Source organism: Pseudomonas sp. KT_2_4, from assembly GCF_041410225.1.
GTDB lineage: Bacteria > Pseudomonadota > Gammaproteobacteria > Pseudomonadales > Pseudomonadaceae > Aquipseudomonas > Aquipseudomonas paracarnis.
In genome coordinates this window covers 4,388,641-4,409,686 of sequence record NZ_CP166962.1, presented here as the reverse complement: position 1 = coordinate 4,409,686, position 21,046 = coordinate 4,388,641, and the positions used below count along the sequence as shown (strand labels likewise).

Here is a 21,046-nt window from a genome sequence, read left to right as displayed (position 1 = left end):
TCTCAGGCTTTTATTGCAAAGTGTGTTGTTCGATAAACTCTGCCGGTACAACACCCTCTCGGCTGACAAGCCGATTGAGTTCCGAGCGTGGCAATCGAACGGCCAGCAAGCTGACACCTTCTTCGTCGTGTTCTTCTTTCTGTACCGCGCCCAACTCGAAAAACTGTGCACGCAGTCGAGCAAAACGCTGCGGCAAGCGCAAGGTGCCGACGAACAAATCGCTGCCGAGCAATTCGGCAATGGCTTGTTCCAGCAACTCCAAGCCACTGCCATCTCGCGCCGACAACCAGACCCGCTGGGGCTTGCCGTTCTCGTCGCGCTGGATCTGTGGCTCAACGCCTTCAAGCAAATCGAGTTTGTTATAGACCTCGAGGATCGGCAAGTCCTGGGCACCAATCTCGCCCAGCACCACCATGACCTGTTCAATCTGCAACATACGATCCGGTTCGGCCGCATCGATCACGTGCAACAGCAGGTCGGAATTGCTCGACTCTTCGAGCGTAGACCGAAATGCCTCGACGAGCTTGTGGGGCAGGTGACGAATGAAACCCACAGTATCGGCCAGCACAATCGGCCCCAGGTCGTCGATGTCCAGACGCCGCAGGGTCGGATCGAGGGTGGCGAACAGTTGGTCGGCCGCGTACACATCCGACTTGGTCACGTTATTGAACAGCGTGGATTTGCCGGCGTTGGTGTAGCCCACCAACGAAACCGTAGGGATATCCGCACGGGAACGGCCACGTCGCGACTGCTCGCGCTGGCTGCGCACTTTTTCCAGGCGGCCCTTGATCTGGCGCAGGCGAACCCGCAGCAGACGCCGGTCGGTTTCCAACTGGGTTTCACCCGGGCCACGCATGCCGATACCGCCACCCTGACGCTCAAGGTGAGTCCAGCCGCGAACCAGGCGGGTGCTCATGTGATCAAGCTGGGCCAGTTCGACCTGGAGCTTGCCTTCATGGGTACGGGCGCGCTGGGCGAAAATGTCGAGAATCAGGCCGGTACGGTCGATCACGCGACACTCGAAAACACGTTCGAGGTTACGTTCCTGACTGGGCGTGAGGGTGTGATTGAAGATCACCAGATCGGCTTCTTCGGCATGAACCAGGTCGCGCAGTTCCTCGACCTTGCCGCTGCCAATCAGGTATTTGGCGGTTGGCCGATGACGCGGTACGTTAAAAAACGCAACGGTCTCGGCGCCGGCCGAATTTGCCAACTCCTGAAACTCCTGCGGATCTTCGCGCGCCTCAGGGTCCTGTCCATCCAAGTGAACGAGGATTACTCGCTCACCACCACCGTGGCGCTCAAAGAACAAAGGAGACTCCTATCAGGCGTTACCTGGCTCAGCGTCACCCTGTTCATCACCGGCTGCGCTAGGCAGACGGATTGGACGAACTGGAACGACTGTCGAGATAGCGTGCTTGTAAACCATCTGGCTGACGGTGTTTTTCAGCAGGATAACGAATTGGTCGAACGACTCGATCGTACCTTGCAGCTTGATGCCGTTGACCAGATAGATGGAAACCCCAACTTTCTCTTTACGTAAAGTATTCAAGTAAGGGTCTTGTAGCGAATGCCCTTTTGACATGTGCCGCACTCCTTTAAGGATCAATAATAAAAAATCGGAAAATAGATAGCTTATGGCCGTCACACCCCCAAGGATAGACGGCAATTGCAAGGACTCAGCTCAATATGGAGACCGTTCCCAAGTATTTCAAGGCGCGTGACAGATTGTCGCTGTCCAGGCTGTCCAACCAGTGCAAATCGCTCCAGCTGCGCAGCCAGGTGAACTGGCGCTTCGCCAACTGGCGCGTGGCGATGATGCCGCGCTCCTGCATTTCGGCTGACGTCAGCTTGCCATCCAGATGATCCCAGACTTGGCGGTAGCCTACAGCACGTATCGAAGGCAGCCCTGCATGCAGGTCACCTCTTGAACGCAGTGCTACGACCTCGTCCACAAACCCCTGTTCCAACATAATTGTGAATCTTTGTGCAATTCGTTCATGCAGCACCTGGCGATCTGCCGGAGCGATGGCCAGATTCGCCACAGTATAGGGCAATTGTGACTGTCCAGATGCGCCTGCATCAGTACTTTGCGCACTTTGTTTCAGCCGATGTTCAGTCATGGTCTGGCCACTGACGCGCCAGACTTCCAGGGCGCGTGTGAGCCGCTGGGGGTCATTGGGGTGAATACGTGCCGCAGACACCGGATCTACCGCCGCCAACTGATCATGAAGGGCCTGCCAGCCAAGGCGCGCAGCCTCTTCTTCAAGTTCGGCGCGCACCTGGGCATCGGCAGGCGGCATATCGGCCAGGCCTTCCTGCAACGCCTTGTAGTAGAGCATGGTGCCGCCCACCAGCAGCGGGATATTGCCGCGCGCGGTAATCTCGGCCATGGCCGCCAGGGCGTCGGTGCGAAAATCCGCCGCCGAATAGCTCTGCGCCGGATCGATGATGTCGATCAACTTGTGCGGATACTGGGCCAACAGCGCCTTCGACGGCTTGGCCGTACCGATATCCATGTCCCGGTAAACCAGGGCAGAGTCGACGCTGATCAATTCGCAGGGCAGCACCTTGGTCAGCTCGATGGCCAGGTCGGTCTTGCCGGCGGCCGTGGGGCCCATCAGGAAAATGGCGGGAGGCAAGGCACTCATCAGCGGCCGCGCAAAAATAGTTTGTCCAGATCATCCAGGCCCATCTGGGTCCAGGTCGGTCGGCCATGGTTGCATTGGCCGCTGCGCTCGGTGTTTTCCATGTCGCGCAGCAGGCCGTTCATTTCCGGCAGGGCCAGGCGGCGGTTGGCGCGGATGGCGCCGTGGCAGGCCATGGTGCCGAGCAATTCGTTGATATGCGCCTGGATACGATCACTGGTGCCGTACTCCATCAGGTCTGCCAGCACGTCGGCCACCAGGCGGTTGGCCTCGGCCTGCTTGAGCAGCGCGGGAATCTGGCGGATCGCCAGGGTTTCCGGGCCCAGGCGTTGCAGTTCGAAGCCCAGCTTCTGGAACACACTGTGATGTTCTTCTGCGCAGTCGGCTTCACGCTGGCTCACCGCCAGGGATTCGGGCACCAGCAGCGGCTGGCCGCTGAGGCCTTCGCTGGCCATGGCGATCTTCAGGCGCTCGTACATGATCCGTTCATGGGCAGCGTGCATGTCCACCAGCACCAGGCCATGGGCGTTTTCGGCGAGGATATAAATGCCTTTGAGCTGCGCCAGGGCATAGCCCAGCGGCGGAATATCACCGCCGCCTTCAGGCAACGCCACAGCAGCACCCGGCTCGGCACCCGGCAACGGCGCGAAAAACTCACGGTACGCCGCCTGGGCTTCGGCCACCGGCGCCGTCGATTGCGGGCGCGGTGTGTATTGGTACTGATAACCCGCACCGGCACCCGAATTCGGCGCCGTGTAGGCTGGCTGCGCCTGCGGCGATTGCAGCAGGTTGGCCGCCAGGCTCATCTCACCCTGGGGGCCGAACTCGCCGGCTTCCGGACCGCTCGGGCGTACCACGGCCGTGACAATCGGCGCCGACAACTGATCATCCGGGCGCACGTCACCCAAGGCGCGGTGCAGCGTGCCGTAGAGGAAGTCATGCACCATGCGCCCGTCACGGAAGCGCACCTCGTGTTTGGTCGGGTGCACGTTGACGTCGACCACCGAAGGGTCAACCTCAAAGAACAGCACAAAAGTCGGGTGTCGCCCGTTGAACAGCACATCGCGATAAGCCTGGCGCACCGCATGGGCCACCAGTTTGTCGCGGACCGCCCGGCCGTTCACAAAGAAATACTGCAAATCGGCCTGGCTGCGGGAGAACGTCGGCAACCCGACCCAGCCCCACAACCTCAAGCCATTGCGCTCGATCTCAATCGGCAGCGCCTGTTCAAGGAACCCGCCGCCACACACCGCTGCCACCCGCCGAGCACGGGCGGCGTCGTCGTTGGCTTCGTGCAGGCTGAGGATGGTCTTGCCATTGTGGCGCAGGTGAAAGGCCACGTCGAAACGGGCCAGGGCCAGGCGCTTGATGACTTCTTGCAGGTGATCGAATTCGGTTTTCTCGGTTTTGAGGAATTTGCGCCGCGCCGGGGTATTGAAAAACAGGTCGCGCACTTCCACTGAGGTACCCACCGGGTGCGCCGCCGGCTGGACCCGAGGCGCCATGTCGCGGCCTTCGGTTTCCACCTGCCAGGCTTGCTCGGCGCTGCGGGTGCGGGAGGTCAGGGTCAGGCGGGCCACGGAGCTGATGGAGGCGAGGGCCTCACCACGAAAGCCCAGGCTCATGACCCGCTCCAGGTCCTCCAAGTCGCGGATCTTGCTGGTGGCGTGGCGGGCCAGGGCCAGGGGCAGGTCATCCGAAGAGATGCCGCTGCCATCGTCACGTACCCGCAGCAGCTTGACGCCGCCCTGCTCCACATCGACATCAATGCGTTTGGCACCCGAGTCGATGCTGTTTTCCAGCAACTCCTTGATCACCGACGCCGGGCGCTCAACCACCTCACCCGCGGCGATCTGGTTGGCAAGGCGCGGGCTGAGCAATTCAATGCGTGAGCCGCTGTTCAAGGTGGATTCGCTCATCACTGCGCCGCCAATGAAGTACCGGGGATGGTCAACACCTGGCCGATCTTCAACTCATCGGTTTTCAGGTTATTGGCGCTGCGCAAGGCTGCAGGCGTGACCTGGAAACGCACGGCCAGCATGGCAACGGTATCACCGGGCTGCACACGATGGTCACGCGGGCCCTGGGCGATTTTGCCGGAGTCGCGCAGCCAGGCGATATAGGTGCCCGGCGGCGGGTTCTGCTGGAAGAACTGGCGCACACCGGCGCTGATGGAGCGCGCCAGCGCTTGCTGGTGGCTGGCGCTGGCCAGTTTCGACGCTTCGTTGGCGTTGGAGATAAACCCGGTTTCCACCAGGATCGACGGGATATCCGGCGATTTCAACACCATGAACCCGGCTTGTTCTACGCGCTGCTTGTGCAGCGAGGTCACGCGGCCGATATTGCTCAGGACTTTCTGGCCCACGTTGAGGCTGGAGGTCAGCGAGGCGGTCATCGACAGGTCGAGCAGTACGCCTGCGAGCATCTTGTCCTTGTCATCAAGGGAGACGTTGCCGGCCCCGCCGATCAAGTCGGAACGGTTTTCACTGTCGGCCAGCCAGCGCGCAGTCTCGGAGGTAGCGCCGCGATCCGACAGGGCAAATACCGAGGCGCCAAAGGCAGCGGTTGAAGGCGCGGCGTCGGCGTGAATGGAAACGAACAGGTCAGCGCCCTTCTTACGGGCAATTTCGGTACGGCCACGCAACGGAATGAAGTAGTCACCGGTACGGGTAAGCTCGGCGCGGTAGCCTTTCATGCCATTGACCTGGCGCTGCAGTTCACGGGCGATGGCGAGCACCACGTCTTTCTCATGCTGGCCGCGGGAGCCGGAAGCCCCAGGGTCTTCGCCACCATGGCCGGCGTCGATCACCACGATAATGTCGCGCTTGCCTGCCGGGGCAGGCGGCGGTGGTGGCAGCTTGACCTGGGGTTGCGAAGGGTTGACCGGCACCGCAGGCACCGTCGCCACGCTCGGCGTTGGCGCAGGCGGCGGTGCGGCGTCGGCGGGGTTGTCGAACAGGTCGACCACCAGGCGGTTGCCGTACTGGGCGTTGGGGGCCAGGGAGAAGCTTTTGGGGGTCACGGCCTTTTTCAGGTCGATGACCACACGCAGGTCGGTCGGCGTACGCTGGGCCGAGCGCATGGCGGTAATGGGCGTGTTGGCGGTGGAGACTTTCAGCGGCGCGGCCAGGCTGGCACCGTTGATATCGATCACCAGGCGATCAGGCGCCGTCAAGGTAAAGACGCTGTGCTGGACCGGGCCAGACAGGTCGAACACCAGTCGCGTGTTATCCGGCGCTCGCCACAGGCGAACACTTTTCACCTGTGAAGCAGCCAGAGCATTGACAGTCATTGCCGCAAGCAACACCCCCACGACAGCAACCAACGCGCGAAAGCGCATACCTAACCCCACCAATTATTTGAATTCCAATGCCAGAGCAGCACACCACGACTCAGCGCGTGGGCTCTGGGGCAACAACTTCAGCTGACGTCCGTGCTCATGCGGCGTAATGGTAATGGTCAGGTCCGGCTTTGGCAAAAAGCCTGTGCCTTTATTTGGCCACTCGATCAGGCACAGCGCATCATCGTCGAAGTAATCACGGATGCCCATGAACTCCAACTCTTCCGGATCGACCAGGCGATAGAGGTCGAAGTGGAAAGCACGCACGTCGCCGATCTCGTAAGGCTCGACCAACGTGAAGGTCGGGCTTTTTACCGCGCCGGTATGGCCAAGGCCGCGAATAATCCCCCGGGACAATGTGGTTTTGCCTGCGCCCAGATCGCCCTCGAGAAAGATCAACCCGGCCCCTTGCGTGACCTGCGAAATACGCTGACCCAACGCGACCATGGCCTCTTCATCTGCCAGGAAAAGAATTACTTCAGGCACGGCGACTGCTCCTCCAGCAATTGACGAATGGCGGGCATCAGGTCGCTGGCGGCCAAGCCGCGACCAAAACTGCCCTGGCGGTCTCCGGCGGTCGCGTGCAACCACACGGCCAGGCAGCTCGCTTCGTACGCGGGCATACCCTGAGCCAATAGTGCCCCGACCAGACCGGCCAAAACATCACCGAGCCCAGCTGTTGCCATCGCCGGGTGGCCTTGATCACACCGCGACACACGCCCATCCGGGCTGGCAATCAAACTGCCTGCACCCTTGAGGATAGTCACGGCATTGAATCTTTGGCTCAACGCGCGCGCCACCTTAAGGCGATCTGCCTGAACCTGGGCTGTCGAGAGCCCCAACAAACGCGCAGCTTCGCCCGGATGAGGGGTAATTACACAGTTGGCCGGCAGCTCGACGCTGCCAGTGGCCAGTTGATTGAGCGCATCGGCATCCCACACCTGCGGCTGGCTGGCATTGGCCGCGACCGACAACAGGCTCTTGCCCCAGGCGGCATCGCCGAGGCCTGGGCCAATGACGATCACCGAAATTTTTTCCAGCAGGCCCATCAACTGGTTGGCCGAGCTCACGCCGACGGCCATGACCTCCGGCAGCCGAGCCAGAGAGGCCGGCACGTGTTCCGGTCGCGTCGCCAGCGAGACCATGCCGGCGCCGCTGCGCAAGGCACTTTCGCTGCTCAGCAACGCCGCGCCGCCAACGCCACGGTCACCACCGATGACCAGCAGGTGGCCGAATTGGCCCTTATGGGCGTCCGGGGAACGCGCAGCCAGTTGCGGCAAATGGCCGGGCAACAACAGCTGAACGTCGGTAATTGGGTGTTTTGTCTGAGGCATGCGTCTTCAAGCTCCGATGTCTGGCAGAATTATACGCATCTAACCTGTGGTTTCCCGTGTCTCATGCCTGCTATTACCTCCGATCTGCCCGCCCTCGCCCAATCGATCAAAGAATGGGGTCGCGAGCTGGGCTTTCAGCAAGTCGGCATCAGCGGCCTCGACCTGGCTGAGCATGAACAGCACCTGCAACGCTGGCTCGACGCGGGTTACCACGGCGAGATGGAATACATGGGCGCCCACGGCAGCAAACGCTCCCACCCCGACGAGCTGGTGCCCGGCACCTTGCGCGTGGTGTCACTGCGCATGGACTACCTGCCCGGCGACACCCAGATGGCGCAACTACTGGCCCAGCCGGAAAAAGCCTATATATCGCGCTACGCCCTGGGCCGCGACTACCACAAGCTGATCCGCAAGCGCGTGCAGCAACTGGCCGACCGCATCCAGGCGCAGATCGGGCCGTTCGGCTTTCGCGCCTTTGTCGACAGCGCGCCCGTCCTGGAAAAAGCCATTGCCGAGCAAGCGGGCCTGGGCTGGATCGGTAAAAACACCCTTGTGCTCAACCGCAAGGCCGGCAGTTATTTCTTCCTGAGCGAGCTGTTTGTCGATTTGCCCTTGCCGGTAGACCCACCCCACACCACCGAACACTGTGGCCGCTGCACCGCCTGCCTGGACATCTGCCCCACTAACGCCTTCGTCGGCCCCTATGTACTGGACGCCCGGCGCTGCATTTCCTACCTGACCATCGAACTCAAGAGCGCCATCCCCGAAGACCTGCGCCCACTGATCGGCAACCGGGTATTTGGCTGCGATGACTGTCAGATCGTTTGCCCGTGGAATCGTTTCGCCCGACCCACCGCCGAAAGCGATTTCAAGCCACGGCACAATCTGAATAACGCAGAACTGGCCGAATTGTTTATGTGGGACGAGGATAAATTCCTCAGCAGCACCGAGGGCTCGCCCCTGCGCCGCGCCGGTTACGAGCGCTGGTTACGCAATCTGGCGGTGGGCCTGGGCAATGCGCCCTCCAGCATTCCAGTGCTGGAAGCCTTGAAGGCGCGGCGGGACTACCCGTCGGAGTTGGTACGCGAACACGTGGAATGGGCGCTGGAGCAACACGCTGCGCGCTAGTGCACATCGTCGTTGTAGACGAACTTGGGCATTTCCCAGTGAAACCGGATCGCCAGCAGGCGTAACAGGAAGCCACTGAACAGCGTCAGCAGAATCGCTTGCTCGCTGGGCAGCTCCAGGTACAGGCACAGCAAGTAGAACCAGGCAGCCAGGAACGACACGCTGGCATACAGCTCGCGGCGGAAGATCAGCGGGATGTCGTTACAGAAGATATCCCGCAGGATGCCGCCGAATACCCCGGTGATGACCCCGCTGACCGACGCCACCAACATACCGTGGCCCATTTCCAGGGCGGTCATGCAGCCGATCAGGGTGAAGGCCACCAACCCCACCGCATCCAGCGCCAGGAACAGCGAGCGCAGGTGGCGCATCAAGGGCGCGATAAAGATCGTCACCAATGCCGCAACGGAGGTCAGCACCAGGTACTCCGGGTGTTTGACCCAGGTCAGCGGGTAGTGGCCGAGCAACACATCGCGCACCGAACCGCCGCCCAGGGCTGTCACGCAAGCGATCAGCACCACGCCAAACCAGTCCATGCCACGCCGCCCCGCGGACAGGGCGCCAGTCATGGCTTCGGCGGTGATGGCGACGAGGTAGAGCATCAGCAACATGATGGCGATCCTGACAGAGAGGCCGGCAGTCTAATCATTTGCCGAGGGCACCAAAAGGGGGCACTTGGCGATAAACCGCGTCGCCTGTATCGCAGGCAAGCCAGCTCCCACACTTTGAATTTACGAATGCAGCCAAATGTGGGAGCTGGCTTGCCTGCGATGGCGCATTCACTGGCGCCGTAGAATCAAGCCTTGATGAAATGCTTGCGGTAATGCTGCAACTCAGCAATCGACTCGCGAATATCATCCAGCGCCAGGTGCGTGCTGCCTTTATGGAAGCTGTCTTTGACTTCCGGGGCCCAACGCGCAGCCAGTTCCTTCAAGGTCGACACGTCCAGGTTGCGGTAATGGAAGTAACTTTCCAGCCCCTTCATGTGCGTATAAAGGAAGCGACGGTCCTGGCAGATGCTGTTGCCGCAGATCGGCGATTTGCCCTTGGGCACCCATTTTTCCAGGAAGGCAATGGTTTCGGCCTCGGCTTCGGCCATGCTGATGCGGCTGTCGCGCACGCGCTGGGTCAGCCCGGAGTTACCGTGGGTGCGGGTGTTCCACTCGTCCATGGTGGCGAGTACGGCGTCGCTGTGGTGGATGGCGATCACCGGGCCTTCGGCCAAGGTGTTGAGGTTGCTGTCGGTGACAATGGTCGCCATCTCGATGATGACGTCGGTGTCGGGGTTCAGACCGGTCATTTCCAGATCGATCCAAATCAGGTTCTGTGGGTTTTGCATGGCTTGATTCTCTTGGCACCTTGGCGTAGCCGGGCAGTTTAGCAGGCGGGGGCGTGCTAGACTCGCGACCGTTTTACCCAACTTTTGCATTATCGACACGGAACACCAATGGCCAAACGCCAGCTCAACCGTCGCCAAAACTGGCGCATCGAAAAGATTCAAGGTGAACGCGCCGCCCGCGCAGCCAAACGTGAATCCTCCGCCGTGGAAGCGCTCGAGGGCGGCGACCTGGGGCCCGAACAAACCGGCTTGGTGATCGCGCACTTTGGTGTGCAGGTCGAAGTCGAGGCGCTCGAAGGCGAACTCGCGGGCCAGGTGTTCCGTTGCCACTTGCGCGCCAACCTGCCCGCGCTGGTCACCGGCGACAAGGTGGTGTGGCGTGCCGGCAACCAGGGCATCGGCGTCATCGTCGCCCAGTTGCCGCGCAGTACCGAGCTGCGCCGCCCCGACAGCCGTGGGCAGCTCAAGCCGGTGGCGGCCAACGTCGACATGATCGTGATCGTGTTCGCGCCACTGCCCGAGCCCCATGCCAACCTGATCGACCGCTACCTGGTCGCGGCTGAGCATGCTGGTATCCGTCCGTTGCTGCTGCTGAACAAATTCGACCTGATCGACGAGCAGAACGCCCCGGCGCTCAATGCGCTGCTGGCGGTCTATCGCACCCTGGGCTACCCGGTGCTGGAAGTGTCGGCTCACCACGGCAACGGCATGGAACAGCTGCAACAGCAGTTGGACGGGCGGATCAGCGTGTTCGTCGGCCAGTCAGGCGTGGGCAAGTCGTCGCTGGTCAACAGCCTGTTGCCGGAAGTCGAAACCCGCGTGGGCCCGCTGTCGGAACTGTCCGGCCAGGGCACCCACACCACCACCACCGCGCGGTTGTTCCACTTCCCGGGCGGCGGCGAGTTGATTGACTCACCGGGTATCCGTGAATTCGGCTTGGGCCACGTCAGCCGCAGCGATGTGGAAGCGGGCTTCATCGAGTTCAACGACCTGATCGGCACCTGCCGCTTCCGCGACTGCAAACACGACCGCGAGCCGGGTTGTGCGTTGCTCAAGGCACTGGAAGATGGGCGCGTGCAGCAGCAGCGGATGAACAGCTATCGGTCGATTATTGCGAGCTTGCCTGAGAGCAGCTATTGACGGTCAATTTCTTGATACACATAAACCAGCGGGCTGAAAGCCCTAGCCCATTGATTTAACAGGAGCAGGCATCAAGAATTCGAGTCAACTGGGTGGCTGATACGCACATGCCAGCTTGTATTCGGATTTCCTGATGCTCATAATTGCTCCGTCACCAGCGAAAGCTGGCAGGAGTCTGGATCCTTTTCGGAGTTGATCCAGCGGCGCAGAAGGGGCGAAGCAAGCTCCGCTGCGTGTCGAATGAAGCCGCCTTCGGGCGGCTTTGCTTTTTGTGGGGAATTAACATTTGGCTCTCTACTATCACCCCAAACAAGGCGACGTTTTGCTGTGTGACTTCACCCGAGGCTTTGTCGCCCCGGAAATGCTGAAGATCCGCAAAGTCGTAGTGATATCTCCTACCGCGACCCACAGTCGCAAGCTCTGCACCGTGGTGCCAATCTCCTCTACTGCACCAGCGACCCAATACGACTGGCACCATTTGCTACGCACCAATCCACTTCAGTCCGATGGCTATAAAGAGCTATGGGTGAAGTGCGACATGATTTATACCGTCAGCTTTGAGCGCCTCGACAAGTTGCATAGAAAGACTCGCTCCAAAGGTCGAGAGTACTTCGTCCCACGCCTGTGCGCCGACGACATGCGAGGCGTAGTCAGTGGTGTCAAAGCGTACCTCCCACTTTGAACACACATGAAAACGCCCCGAATGATCGGGGCGTTTACGTTTCCAGCGCTTAGATCAACTATGACCCCGGTGCAGGCGCCGTAGGATCCTTGACGCCCCCGTCATCAAACAGGTTCAGCTTCTGGCGCAGCTCATGGGCTGGCAGCGGTTCCTGCTCCGGAGGCAGCGCGTTCGGGTCGGCCGGCACTTCGCCTGGCGCACCGTCGCCCTGGGTCGGTGCCGGTAGCGGTGGTTGATCGCCCTCAATCGCACGCTGGGCTTTTTTGGTCAGCACCACGATGTCGATACGGCGGTTGACCGGGTTGTACGGGTCTTTGGGATCAAACAGCTGCGAGGAGGCAAAGCCCACCACCCGCGCCACTTGCGGGTCCGGGTAGCTGCCGGCCACCAGCGCACGTCGGGCAGCATTGGCGCGGTTGGCCGAGAGCTCCCAGTTGCCGAAATCACCCTGGCCCGCGTAGGGTTTGGCGTCGGTGTGCCCGCTGATGCTGATCTTGTTGGGCACCGCCTTGATGGTGTCAGCCATGGCCAGCAGGATGTCTTCAAAGTACGGCTTCAAGCGCGCACTGCCCGAGTCGAACATCGGCCGGTTGGCGGCATCGGTAATCTGGATGCGCAGCCCCTCGGGGGTGATCTCGAAGGAAATCTGGTCCTTGAACTTCAGCAACTGTGGGTTTTCTTCAACCTTGTTCTGCAATTCCTGCAGCAACAGTTCCAGTCGCTCCTGTTCGACCTGCTCGGCCATGGATTCGACAGTGTCGCGCTCGATCGGGATTTTTTCCTGAGGCGATTCAGTTTGCACTTCCGGGTTGATGGTGCGCTCGGGCGCCAGTTCCGGCGAGCCGCCCAGGTCAATGACAAACGGCGTACCGCTTTCCGAAAAGCCAATCGGGTCTTTGAAGTAGCCGGCGATGGCGATTTTCTGTTCTGGCGTAGCGGTGGACATCAGCCACAACACCAGGAAGAACGCCATCATCGCCGTGGCAAAGTCGGCGAAGGCGATTTTCCAGGCGCCGCCATGGTGGCCCGCAGCGAAGCGCTTGACGCGCTTGATGATGATCGGCTGGTTGTTTTCCATGGCTTAGCGACCGCGAACCGCTTGTTCCAGCTCGGAGAAGCTTGGGCGATGTTTCGGGTACAGCACCTTGCGCCCGAACTCCACAGCCAGCGACGGCGGCATGCCCGAGGCCGATGCCACCAGGCACGCCTTGATCGCTTCGTAGAGGTTGATTTCTTCCTTGGCATCGTGGGCCAGGGAGGTGGCGAGCGGGCCGAAGAAACCATAGGCGGCGAGAATACCGAAGAAGGTCCCCACCAGCGCCGCACCTACGTGCATGCCGATGGCCGCCTGATCGCCTTCGCCCAGGGACGCCATGGTCACCACGATACCCAGTACCGCTGCGACAATACCGAAACCGGGCATGCCGTCGGCGATGCCGGTCACGGCGTGGGAAGGATGCTCCAGCTCTTCCTTGAGGCTGAACAACTCCATGTCGAACAGGCCTTCTAGCTCGTGGGGCGCCATGTTGCCGGAGGACATGATGCGCAGGTAATCACAGATATACGCGGTCATGCGCTCGTCTTTGAGCACGGCCGGGTACTTGGCAAAAATCGGGCTGGCCGCGGCGTCTTCGATATCGCCTTCGATCGCCATCATGCCTTCGCGGCGGCTTTTGTTGAGGATCTCGTAGATCAGCCCCAGCACTTCCAGATAAAACGTGTGGGAGAAGCGCGAGCTGAACATGCCCAGGGACTTCTTGACCACGTGCATGGTCATATAGCCTGGGTTGGCCTGCAAAAATGCGCCGAACGCTGCACCGCCGATAATCAGCACTTCGAAAGGCTGGATCAGTGCGGCGATTTTACCGTGGGAGAGGACGTACCCTCCGACCACACTTGCGATGACGACAATGATGCCGATAATTTTAGCCATAGGAGAGGGGTACTTGCGCCGTCGGGTTCATGGACATATTGGGTGCAGCAGAAAACTCTTGTTCTACTTATCGGCAAAACTGCGCCAGACTATAGCCCGTTAAGGCGAAAAGCCAATTCGGCCCGTTCCGGGCGTGTTGAACGCAAGTGATGATCGCGCCCCAATCATGGCAATTGAAACGACAACCCCAACAAACCGCCCCACTACCCTCGCCGCTTGGATCAAGTGCCTGGACGACGTGCTGCTGCCCGTGCCCCAGGCCAGCCACGAACGCGTGTGCAAAGCTATTCGCGATAGCCGCAGTTCATTGCGAGATATTGCTGAGTTGATGCAAAACAGTCCGGCCCTGGTGCTGAGTGTGATGCGCGAAGCCAACAGCCAAGCCCACGGCAGCCTGGCCGAACCTGCGGAAAACCTTGAAGTCGCACTTAACCGTCTTGGCCTCAAACGTGCCGAAGAGCTGTTGGCGCGCCTGCCTTCGGTACCCGCCCAGGAAATCCCCGTGGCCTTGCGTCAGCTGTTGCTGATCAGCCAGCACGCATCCCAGCAAGCTAACGGTTTGTTCGGCAGTCGCCTGGCGCGGTTGTGGCAGGACATCCACTGGGGCAGCCTGCTGTTTTTGTCGCCACTGTGGCCGATGGCCGTCGCCTACCCCAAGCTTTTGGAAGAGTGGGAGTTGCGGGTGATCCATAAAGGCCAATCGGCACGCCAGGTCGAGCAACAGCTATTCGGCGTGCGCTTGCTCGACCTGTGCCTGGGCCTGACCGAAGCCTGGCACCTGCCGATCTGGGTTTCACAGGGCTACAAGTTGCTGTTGGCCGAGCAACGCCTGCTGGTCAAGGCGCTGCACATTGCCCGTCAAGACGATGCCCTGCGTCACCAGCAATTGCTCGATGCCGAGCCCAACCTGCGACGCTGGCTGAACCAGCCGGCCAATACCGTGTTGCTGGCCAATGGCTTGGCGATGTCGGCCCAGGAATCCTGGACCTGCCCGCACACAGAGCGCTGGCAATACCTGACGGCGCTGTACCTGCAAACGCCATTGAGCGATGTGCAACAGCAAGCCCACCAGCAAGCGGTGACCAGCGCGCGTACCACCTTGATGCCCGACCTCTGGCACCCGGCGCTGTCGCTGATCTGGCCGTGGCATGTGCAGAAAGTCCATCGCGGCTTGCTACCTGCACCACCGCCCACGGCCGAAGCCTTGGCCGTGTGGCGCACGCGCTGCACCGAGTTGCTGGTGGAGCCGAGCCGCTTTGCCAACGCCATGCACCTGACCACTTGCGCCAAGGAAGCCTTGGTCGCCAGTGGCATGCAGCGGGTACTGATATTTATGGCAGATCGCGCCTTGAGCACCTTGCGTGTACACCAGGCCGACGGCCTGCCCAAGGACGCGGCTCACCTGAGCCTGGATGTGGTGAACAGCACACTGCTGCAACGCCTGCTGGAAAAGTCCGCCCAGGTACGCCTGACCCCCGACAACCATGCGCAGTTTTCCGCATTGCTGCCACCGATCCTGCGTCGTCTGTTTATTGGCGAGCATCTGCTGCTGCGCTCACTGAGCTGCAACGGCCGTGTGGTCATGCTGATCGTGGCGGACCAGGGCGGCGGGCCGTTCTCGGAAACCACCGTGCAGGCGTTCGGCAAAACCGCCCAATGCATCGAGAAAGCCCTGCACAGCTTTACCAACCGCAGCGCCTGATGCTTGCGCTACAATCACCGGCCTTTATCGCCAACATTTGTGCCCAGGAGACCTCACATGCCTGACTTCTCTGGCTTGCCGCTGGTGATCGAATCCGCCGACCTGTTGGGTCGCCTCGATTCCAAGCACTTGATACTGGTAGACCTCACCAGTGTCGCCCGCTACGCCGAAGGGCATATCCCCGGCGCGCATTTCGTTGACCCCAAGCGCACCCAACTGGGACAGCCACCGGCACCCGGCCTGCTACCAAGCAAGGCCGACCTGGAAAAACTGTTCGGCGAACTGGGCCACACCCCGGACGCCACCTATGTGGTCTACGACGACGAAGGCGGCGGTTGGGCCGGGCGTTTTATCTGGATGCTCGACGTGATCGGCCACCAGAAATATCACTACCTCGACGGCGGCCTGCTGGCTTGGCTGGAGGAAGGGCACCCGCTTTCCACCGATGTGCCCGCAGCAGCCGGCGGCCCGGTCAGCCTTACGCTGCACGACGGCCCCACAGCCACCCGCGAATACCTGCAAAGCCGTCTCGGCGCGGCCGACCTGGGGATCTGGGACGCTCGTGGCCCGCTGGAGTATTCCGGCGAGAAAGTGCTCGCAGCCAAGGGCGGCCACATTCCCGGCGCGGTGAACTTCGAATGGACTGCCGGCATGGACAAGGCGCGCAACCTGCGTATCCGCCGTGACATGCCGCAAATCCTCGAAGACCTCGGGCTGACCAAAGACAAAGAAATCATCACCCACTGCCAGACTCACCACCGCTCTGGCTTCACCTACCTGGTGGCCAAGGCGCTCGGTTATCCGCGAGTCAAAGGTTATGCCGGTTCCTGGGGCGAATGGGGCAATCACCCCGACACCCCCGTTGAGATTTAAGGTTTAAGGACAGTTATGAAAAAGCAGTTGTTTATCCTCAGCCAGTACTTGCTGCCGCACCACTTGCTGTCGCGCCTGGCTGGTTGCATCGCCGAGTGTCGCGTGCGCTGGTTCAAGAACGCCTTCACTGCCTGGTTCGCTAAGCGCTACCAGGTGGACATGTCCCAGGCCCTGGTGGAAGACCTGACCGCCTACGAGCACTTCAACGCCTTCTTCACCCGTGCGTTGAAAGACGGCGCCCGCCCGTTGGATCCAACCCCAGGTGCAGTGTTGAGCCCTGCCGATGGCGCGGTCAGCCAGCTAGGCCCGATCGAACATGGCCGTATCTTCCAGGCCAAGGGCCACAGCTTCAGCGTGCTGGAACTGCTCGGTGGCGATGCCGCAATGGCTGCGCCGTTCATGGGCGGCGAGTTCGCGACAATTTACCTGTCGCCCAAGGACTACCACCGGGTGCACATGCCACTGGCCGGTACCCTGCTCGAGATGGTGTATGTGCCAGGGCGGATTTTCTCGGTCAACCAGACCACCGCCGAAAACGTGCCGGAACTGTTCGCCCGTAACGAGCGCGTTGTCTGCTTGTTCGACACCGAACGCGGCCCGATGGCCGTGGTGTTGGTAGGCGCGATGATCGTTGCGTCGATTGAAACCGTGTGGGCCGGTTTGGTAACGCCGCCGAAACGCGAGCTGAAAACCTTCCGCTACGACGAAGCGGCCCGCGCGCCGATTCATCTGGACAAGGGTGCGGAACTGGGTCGTTTCAAACTGGGCTCCACTGCCATCGTGCTGTTCGGGCCGGACCAGGTGAAGTGGGCTGAAGAACTGGCAGCGGGTACGCCGGTGCAGATGGGCCAGGGTATCGCACTGCCGAAAGCCTGATATTGCAGTTGATCGTTCCCACGCTCCGCGTGGGAATGCAGCCCGAGGCGCTCTGCGCCCAAAGCGTGACGCAGAGCGTCACTGGAGGCGTTCCCACGCGGAGCGTGGGAACGATCAGTGACAGTGAGATCGGCTTATAGTTGACCGTCGCGGTCACGCAAGCCCAGCAGATACAACACGCCATCCAACCCCAAGGTCGAAATCGCCTGCTTGGCTGACTGCTTGACCAACGGTTTGGCGCGAAAGGCCACGCCCAACCCGGCAATCGCCAGCATCGGCAAGTCATTGGCGCCGTCGCCGACCGCAATGGTCTGCTCCAGGCGCAAGCCTTCCTTATGGGCCAATTCCTTGAGCAGGTCGGCCTTGCGCTGGGCGTCAACAATCGGCTCCACCGCGACGCCAGTCACTTTGCCATCCACCACTTCCAGCTCGTTGGCGAATACATAGTCAATGCCCAGCTTGGCCTGCAACTGCTTGGCGAAGTACGTGAAGCCGCCCGACAGGATGGCGGTCTTGTAGCCCAGTCGCTTGAGTTCGGCGAACAGGGTTTCGGCGCCTTCAGTCAGGCGCAGCGACGCGCCGATCGAGTCCAACACGCCCACATCCAGGCCCTTGAGCAGCGCCAGACGCTCCTTGAAGCTGGCACGAAAATCCAGCTCGCCGGCCATCGCGCGCTCGGTAATCTCAGAAACTTGCTCGCCCACACCGGCCGCCTTGGCCAGCTCATCGATGACTTCGGCTTCGATCAAGGTGGAGTCCATGTCGAACACCGCCAAGCGGCGGTTGCGACGGAACAGGGAGTCTTCCTGGAAGGCGATATCGACATTCAGTTCCTGGGCCACGCTCAGGAAGTCGGCGCGCAGCGCTTGCGCGTCAGCCGGTTCACCGCGCACGGAGAACTCGATGCAGCCCTTGCCTTTGTCAGCCGGGGTGTCCAATGGCATGCGACCCGACAGACGGTCAATATGGTCGATATTCAATCCGTATTGCGCGGTGATCGAACTGACGCGCTGCAGCTGCTCAGCCGTTACCTTGCGGGTCAACAGGGTGACGATATGGCGCTTTTTACCCTGGCCTTCGACCCAGTGCTGGTAATCAGCTTCGGACACCGGGGTGAAACGTACCTGTTGATCGAGCTTATACGCCGTAAACAGGATGTCCTTGAGTACCGAGGAGGCCTGCTCGGTGCTGGGGATCTCCACCAGGATGCCGAACGACAAGGTGTCGTGGATCACTGCCTGGCCGATGTCGAGAATGTTCACACCACCCTGGGCCAGGACGCCGGTAATGGCTGCGGTGAGACCCGGTCGGTCTTCACCCGTGATGTTGATCAGGACAATTTCGCGCAAAGCGCACCCCCAGGCTGGAAAAAAACCGCATTCTACCCACTTTCAGTGACCATCGGGCACAGGCAGCGCTTTGCCGGCCAGGGGCCTGTCGCTATACTGCGCGTCAACTTCACGGACCAAGAGCCGAGCGCAAGTGAACCGGCCCACGCCAGTAAAAACCGATAACTTCTTCCTGCTGATCTTCCGGGCACTGCGCCATCGCCGTGTACCGATTGCATTGCGCATCGCCAGCCATAACGTGATCCTGGTCGCTCTGGCCCTGGTGATCTACGCCTGCGTGATGGGTTTGCAGTTCAAGCAGGCCATGCACGAGCAAGCTGACGCCCTGGGCGCGAGCCTGACAACCCAGACTGCCACTTCGGCGACTGAGTTGCTGGTGTCCAACGACATCCTCAGCCTCAACGTATTGCTCAACAACCTGACCAAGAACCCGCTGGTGGCCCACGCCGCCATCTATAGCGTGGACAACCGGATCATGGCCGAGGCCGGGCAGCGCCCGAAAAACGGCCTGCTCGGTGAGGCCGAAGGCCTGTATCAGAGCAATATCACGTTCCAGGACGTGAAGGCCGGCCAACTGCGTATCAGCCTTGATATGCAACAGTTCCAGCAGCCGATGACCATCAGCCTGCAAAGCATGGGCATCCTGAGCGCGATCCTGCTGGCCTTGGCCCTGGCCTTGAGCCTGCGCCTTGGTCGGCATATCTCCACGCCGTTGATGCAACTGCGCATCTGGCTGCGGGATATCGACGAACACACCCCGGCCACCGATCGCCAGGACGAAATCGGCGACCTCGCGCGCCAGCTCCACACCAGCTTTGCCCCGGAGCCGAAAGCGCCTGAAGTCGAACCTGAGCCTGAGTACGACGACACCGAGGACTACAACGACGAGCCTGAGTTTGAAGTGCGCGACCTGCGCGACCCAGGCTTCGACGAAAGCGCCCCGGTGGCCGGCCTCAAGCCTGCGCCGCGCCATGTGATCAAGGCTGAGGAAGACGAGCTGGACGACGAAGACCCGTTCGCCGACCTGCGCGACACCTCGGCAGCCGCCCCAGTCGCTGCGCCCAAACCGGTTGCGGTCAAGAACGCCGAGCCACAGCACAGTGCTGTACTCGCCGTGCAACTGGGTGCCCAGGAGCAACTGCGCCGCCTGCCCCGCGCCCGCCTGACCGAACTGCTCGAACGCTACCGTGACTGCCTCGACCAGGCCGCTTCGCTCTACCAGAGCGAACTGCACACCCTGAACGATGGCAGCACGCTGATGCTGTTCCACAGCGAAGACAGCGGCGAGGACTACCTGACCAATGCCATCTGCTGCGGCGAGCTGTTGCGCGCCCTGGGCCATGCCCTGCAGATCGAAGTAGCCGACAGCGGCATTACCCTGCAACTGCAGCTGGGTCTAACCGTGGGTGACGACCTGTTTGGCATCAGCCAGATCGACCTGCTGCTGACCGAAATCGCCCAGGATGCCCTGGCCTTGTCCCAGCACAGCCGTAACCTGCTGCTGGTGGAGCGCAAGATCAGTGAGGACACGCTGATCCGCCAACGCGCACGTATCCGCCCGATTGCCAGCCCTGAAGGGGCCAGTTGTGTGGAGCGGTTGATGGAGCCGTATCCGTCGATGCTGGAGCGTCAGTTGGCGCGGATGCATGAGACCCGTAAACCCTGAGGCATAGCGTTATACCTACTGTGGAGCTGGGCTTATGTGGGAGCGGGCTTGCTCGTAAAGGCGGCGTGTCACTCAGCTGATGCGCCCCTGACACACCTCATTCGCGAGCAAGCTCGCCCACACACAAGCCCGCCCCCCCATTTGGGTTGTGGTGCAGCTTAAATCGCAGCCCAACAAAAAGGCCCGCTTATTCAGCGGGCCTTTTGTTTGTGCCCCATTCAGATCAGAATCTGAACACTTCCAAGTCCGTACGAATCGGCGTGGCCATCGGCATCTTCGGTTTTTCCGGGGCCGCAGGCTTGGCCTGGGCGGGGGCCTGCTTACGCGGTTGCGCTTCGGCAATCGGCGGCTGGTTGGCCAATGGTTTGAGCGCCACCGACAACTGCTGTGCCAAGTGCTGCAACAGCACACCCTGGGCCTGGACCTGGGACGCAGTGGTGCCGGCGTGCTCTTCCTGCAGATGCACAATGCGGTTGTCCCGCACCTGCCCGCGACGGTCGATCAGGCGCCACTGTGCATCCAGGATCGCCGGTTGCGACTTGCCGGAATCCAGCCGCGTAATGGTCAGCAACACCTGTACATCCGGGGTGAACCCGGAGGGTCCCGGTGCCAGGACCACACGCTGGCTGTCCAGCTGGCCGGCGACCTGACGCAACATCAACTGGTTGATATCCGACGACAGGCTACCGGCCCAACGACCATCTGTGGAACCTTGCAGGCTGCCGTCGTTCTGACGTTGAAGCAGGGTTTCGCGTTGCAGGTAATCGGCAACCACTACCGGCCCCAGCAATACGGCCATGCCAGCGGTTTGGGCTGGCTGAGCCGGACTTCCGCTGTCCAGCTGGTACAGCGACACCGGTTGATGTGTGCTGCAACCCGCCAACCCCAAAAGGCCAGCGAGCATCAAAAATAGAGGAAGGCGTGGAGCAGTCATCATCCCATCCAAGTGGCTGCCACAAGGCGAACCACAATGTAATACTAAAAATAACCTGAACACGCTCGGCCACGCCGGCGCTGGAAAGGCCATATCATCCGT

Annotated in this window: 20 protein-coding genes; 7 read left to right on the top strand and 13 right to left on the bottom strand. The window is 61.1% G+C overall.

Features of this window, described 5'->3' with window-relative positions:
- Positions 1-10: 10 nt before the first annotated feature.
- From hflX to AB9N64_RS20215, 7 genes are all read right to left on the bottom strand, one after another.
- Positions 11-1,312 carry a ribosome rescue GTPase HflX gene (hflX, locus tag AB9N64_RS20245; RefSeq protein ID WP_003188061.1) on the bottom strand — a complete coding sequence of 434 codons (1,302 nt, stop codon included), beginning with the start codon at positions 1,310-1,312 and terminating at the stop codon, positions 11-13.
- A 12-nt stretch (positions 1,313-1,324) separates the two neighbouring features.
- The gene (gene hfq, locus AB9N64_RS20240; RefSeq protein ID WP_003188059.1) at positions 1,325-1,585 is read right to left on the bottom strand and encodes an RNA chaperone Hfq; all 261 of its coding nucleotides are present in this window, start codon (positions 1,583-1,585) and stop codon (positions 1,325-1,327) included.
- A 94-nt stretch (positions 1,586-1,679) separates the two neighbouring features.
- Positions 1,680-2,651: a tRNA (adenosine(37)-N6)-dimethylallyltransferase MiaA gene (miaA, locus tag AB9N64_RS20235; protein ID WP_014716667.1), complete on the bottom strand. Its 972-nt coding sequence runs from the start codon at positions 2,649-2,651 to the stop codon at positions 1,680-1,682.
- Positions 2,651-4,567: a DNA mismatch repair endonuclease MutL gene (gene mutL, locus AB9N64_RS20230; RefSeq protein ID WP_371359643.1), complete on the bottom strand. Its 1,917-nt coding sequence runs from the start codon at positions 4,565-4,567 to the stop codon at positions 2,651-2,653. Before mutL ends, miaA begins: the two co-directional genes overlap by 1 nt.
- Positions 4,567-5,988: an N-acetylmuramoyl-L-alanine amidase gene (locus tag AB9N64_RS20225; protein WP_003188054.1), complete on the bottom strand. Its 1,422-nt coding sequence runs from the start codon at positions 5,986-5,988 to the stop codon at positions 4,567-4,569. The genes mutL and AB9N64_RS20225 overlap by 1 nt, the downstream gene beginning before the upstream one ends.
- Before the next feature lie 15 nt (positions 5,989-6,003).
- Complete coding sequence (tsaE, locus tag AB9N64_RS20220; protein ID WP_014716665.1) at positions 6,004-6,474, bottom strand: tRNA (adenosine(37)-N6)-threonylcarbamoyltransferase complex ATPase subunit type 1 TsaE; 471 nt, start codon at positions 6,472-6,474, stop codon at positions 6,004-6,006.
- Positions 6,462-7,322 (bottom strand): NAD(P)H-hydrate dehydratase, encoded by an 861-nt coding sequence (locus AB9N64_RS20215; RefSeq protein WP_014716664.1) that lies wholly within the window; start codon positions 7,320-7,322, stop codon positions 6,462-6,464. The genes tsaE and AB9N64_RS20215 overlap by 13 nt, the downstream gene beginning before the upstream one ends.
- A 63-nt stretch (positions 7,323-7,385) precedes the next feature.
- Between AB9N64_RS20215 and queG the strand changes: the two genes are divergently transcribed.
- Positions 7,386-8,450: a tRNA epoxyqueuosine(34) reductase QueG gene (gene queG, locus AB9N64_RS20210; protein ID WP_014716663.1), complete on the top strand. Its 1,065-nt coding sequence runs from the start codon at positions 7,386-7,388 to the stop codon at positions 8,448-8,450.
- On the opposite strand, the gene AB9N64_RS20205 is transcribed toward queG, so the two are convergent.
- Together AB9N64_RS20205 and orn are read right to left on the bottom strand one after the other, a co-directional pair.
- The gene (locus AB9N64_RS20205; RefSeq protein WP_169913170.1) at positions 8,447-9,064 is read right to left on the bottom strand and encodes a trimeric intracellular cation channel family protein; all 618 of its coding nucleotides are present in this window, start codon (positions 9,062-9,064) and stop codon (positions 8,447-8,449) included. The two genes, queG and AB9N64_RS20205, sit on opposite strands and share 4 nt — an antisense overlap.
- Before the next feature lie 182 nt (positions 9,065-9,246).
- Complete coding sequence (orn, locus tag AB9N64_RS20200) at positions 9,247-9,789, bottom strand: oligoribonuclease (RefSeq protein WP_003171343.1); 543 nt, start codon at positions 9,787-9,789, stop codon at positions 9,247-9,249.
- Positions 9,790-9,897: 108 nt separating this feature from the next.
- Here orn and rsgA point away from each other — a divergent pair, with 108 nt between their 5' ends.
- Together rsgA and AB9N64_RS20190 are read left to right on the top strand one after the other, a co-directional pair.
- Entirely contained in the window at positions 9,898-10,929 is a 1,032-nt protein-coding gene (gene rsgA / locus AB9N64_RS20195; RefSeq protein ID WP_003188044.1) for a small ribosomal subunit biogenesis GTPase RsgA, read from the top strand.
- 286 nt (positions 10,930-11,215) lie between these two features.
- Positions 11,216-11,611 carry a type II toxin-antitoxin system PemK/MazF family toxin gene (locus AB9N64_RS20190; RefSeq protein ID WP_014716661.1) on the top strand — a complete coding sequence of 132 codons (396 nt, stop codon included), beginning with the start codon at positions 11,216-11,218 and terminating at the stop codon, positions 11,609-11,611.
- 58 nt (positions 11,612-11,669) lie between these two features.
- On the opposite strand, the gene motB is transcribed toward AB9N64_RS20190, so the two are convergent.
- Positions 11,670-12,689 (bottom strand): flagellar motor protein MotB, encoded by a 1,020-nt coding sequence (gene motB / locus AB9N64_RS20185; protein WP_014716660.1) that lies wholly within the window; start codon positions 12,687-12,689, stop codon positions 11,670-11,672.
- Between the two features lie 3 nt (positions 12,690-12,692).
- A complete protein-coding gene (gene motA, locus AB9N64_RS20180; protein WP_371359642.1) occupies positions 12,693-13,544 on the bottom strand; it encodes a flagellar motor stator protein MotA in 852 nt (283 codons plus the stop codon).
- Positions 13,545-13,710: 166 nt separating this feature from the next.
- On the opposite strand from motA, the gene AB9N64_RS20175 reads away from it, so the two are divergent.
- Genes AB9N64_RS20175 through asd form a run of 3 tightly spaced genes read left to right on the top strand, consistent with a single transcriptional unit; the run spans position 13,711 to position 16,995 of the window.
- Complete coding sequence (locus AB9N64_RS20175; RefSeq protein ID WP_371359641.1) at positions 13,711-15,246, top strand: HDOD domain-containing protein; 1,536 nt, start codon at positions 13,711-13,713, stop codon at positions 15,244-15,246.
- A gap of 57 nt (positions 15,247-15,303) precedes the next feature.
- The gene (locus AB9N64_RS20170) at positions 15,304-16,119 is read left to right on the top strand and encodes a rhodanese-like domain-containing protein (RefSeq protein ID WP_323557735.1); all 816 of its coding nucleotides are present in this window, start codon (positions 15,304-15,306) and stop codon (positions 16,117-16,119) included.
- Between the two features lie 15 nt (positions 16,120-16,134).
- Positions 16,135-16,995 (top strand): archaetidylserine decarboxylase, encoded by an 861-nt coding sequence (gene asd / locus AB9N64_RS20165; protein WP_371359640.1) that lies wholly within the window; start codon positions 16,135-16,137, stop codon positions 16,993-16,995.
- A 134-nt stretch (positions 16,996-17,129) separates the two neighbouring features.
- On the opposite strand, the gene serB is transcribed toward asd, so the two are convergent.
- Positions 17,130-18,344 carry a phosphoserine phosphatase SerB gene (gene serB, locus AB9N64_RS20160; protein ID WP_003188034.1) on the bottom strand — a complete coding sequence of 405 codons (1,215 nt, stop codon included), beginning with the start codon at positions 18,342-18,344 and terminating at the stop codon, positions 17,130-17,132.
- A gap of 133 nt (positions 18,345-18,477) precedes the next feature.
- On the opposite strand from serB, the gene AB9N64_RS20155 reads away from it, so the two are divergent.
- Positions 18,478-20,010: a HAMP domain-containing protein gene (locus tag AB9N64_RS20155; RefSeq protein ID WP_014716655.1), complete on the top strand. Its 1,533-nt coding sequence runs from the start codon at positions 18,478-18,480 to the stop codon at positions 20,008-20,010.
- Positions 20,011-20,233: 223 nt separating this feature from the next.
- On the opposite strand, the gene AB9N64_RS20150 is transcribed toward AB9N64_RS20155, so the two are convergent.
- The gene (locus AB9N64_RS20150; RefSeq protein ID WP_032873461.1) at positions 20,234-20,947 is read right to left on the bottom strand and encodes a membrane integrity-associated transporter subunit PqiC; all 714 of its coding nucleotides are present in this window, start codon (positions 20,945-20,947) and stop codon (positions 20,234-20,236) included.
- Positions 20,948-21,046: the final 99 nt, after the last annotated feature.

Bases quoted from the DNA above. Each gene is read 5' to 3' on its own strand.
- AB9N64_RS20175 (WP_371359641.1), top strand. From the start codon at position 13,711: ATGGCAATTGAAACGACAACCCCAACAAACCGCCCCACTACCCTCGCC.
- orn (WP_003171343.1), bottom strand. From the start codon at position 9,789: ATGCAAAACCCACAGAACCTGATTTGGATCGATCTGGAAATGACCGGT.
- AB9N64_RS20150 (WP_032873461.1), bottom strand. From the start codon at position 20,947: ATGATGACTGCTCCACGCCTTCCTCTATTTTTGATGCTCGCTGGCCTT.
- queG (WP_014716663.1), top strand. From the start codon at position 7,386: ATGCCTGCTATTACCTCCGATCTGCCCGCCCTCGCCCAATCGATCAAA.
- mutL (WP_371359643.1), bottom strand. From the start codon at position 4,567: ATGAGCGAATCCACCTTGAACAGCGGCTCACGCATTGAATTGCTCAGC.
- AB9N64_RS20225 (WP_003188054.1), bottom strand. From the start codon at position 5,988: ATGCGCTTTCGCGCGTTGGTTGCTGTCGTGGGGGTGTTGCTTGCGGCA.
- rsgA (WP_003188044.1), top strand. From the start codon at position 9,898: ATGGCCAAACGCCAGCTCAACCGTCGCCAAAACTGGCGCATCGAAAAG.
- AB9N64_RS20215 (WP_014716664.1), bottom strand. From the start codon at position 7,322: ATGCCTCAGACAAAACACCCAATTACCGACGTTCAGCTGTTGTTGCCC.
- motB (WP_014716660.1), bottom strand. From the start codon at position 12,689: ATGGAAAACAACCAGCCGATCATCATCAAGCGCGTCAAGCGCTTCGCT.
- miaA (WP_014716667.1), bottom strand. From the start codon at position 2,651: ATGAGTGCCTTGCCTCCCGCCATTTTCCTGATGGGCCCCACGGCCGCC.
- AB9N64_RS20170 (WP_323557735.1), top strand. From the start codon at position 15,304: ATGCCTGACTTCTCTGGCTTGCCGCTGGTGATCGAATCCGCCGACCTG.
- motA (WP_371359642.1), bottom strand. From the start codon at position 13,544: ATGGCTAAAATTATCGGCATCATTGTCGTCATCGCAAGTGTGGTCGGA.
- asd (WP_371359640.1), top strand. From the start codon at position 16,135: ATGAAAAAGCAGTTGTTTATCCTCAGCCAGTACTTGCTGCCGCACCAC.
- hfq (WP_003188059.1), bottom strand. From the start codon at position 1,585: ATGTCAAAAGGGCATTCGCTACAAGACCCTTACTTGAATACTTTACGT.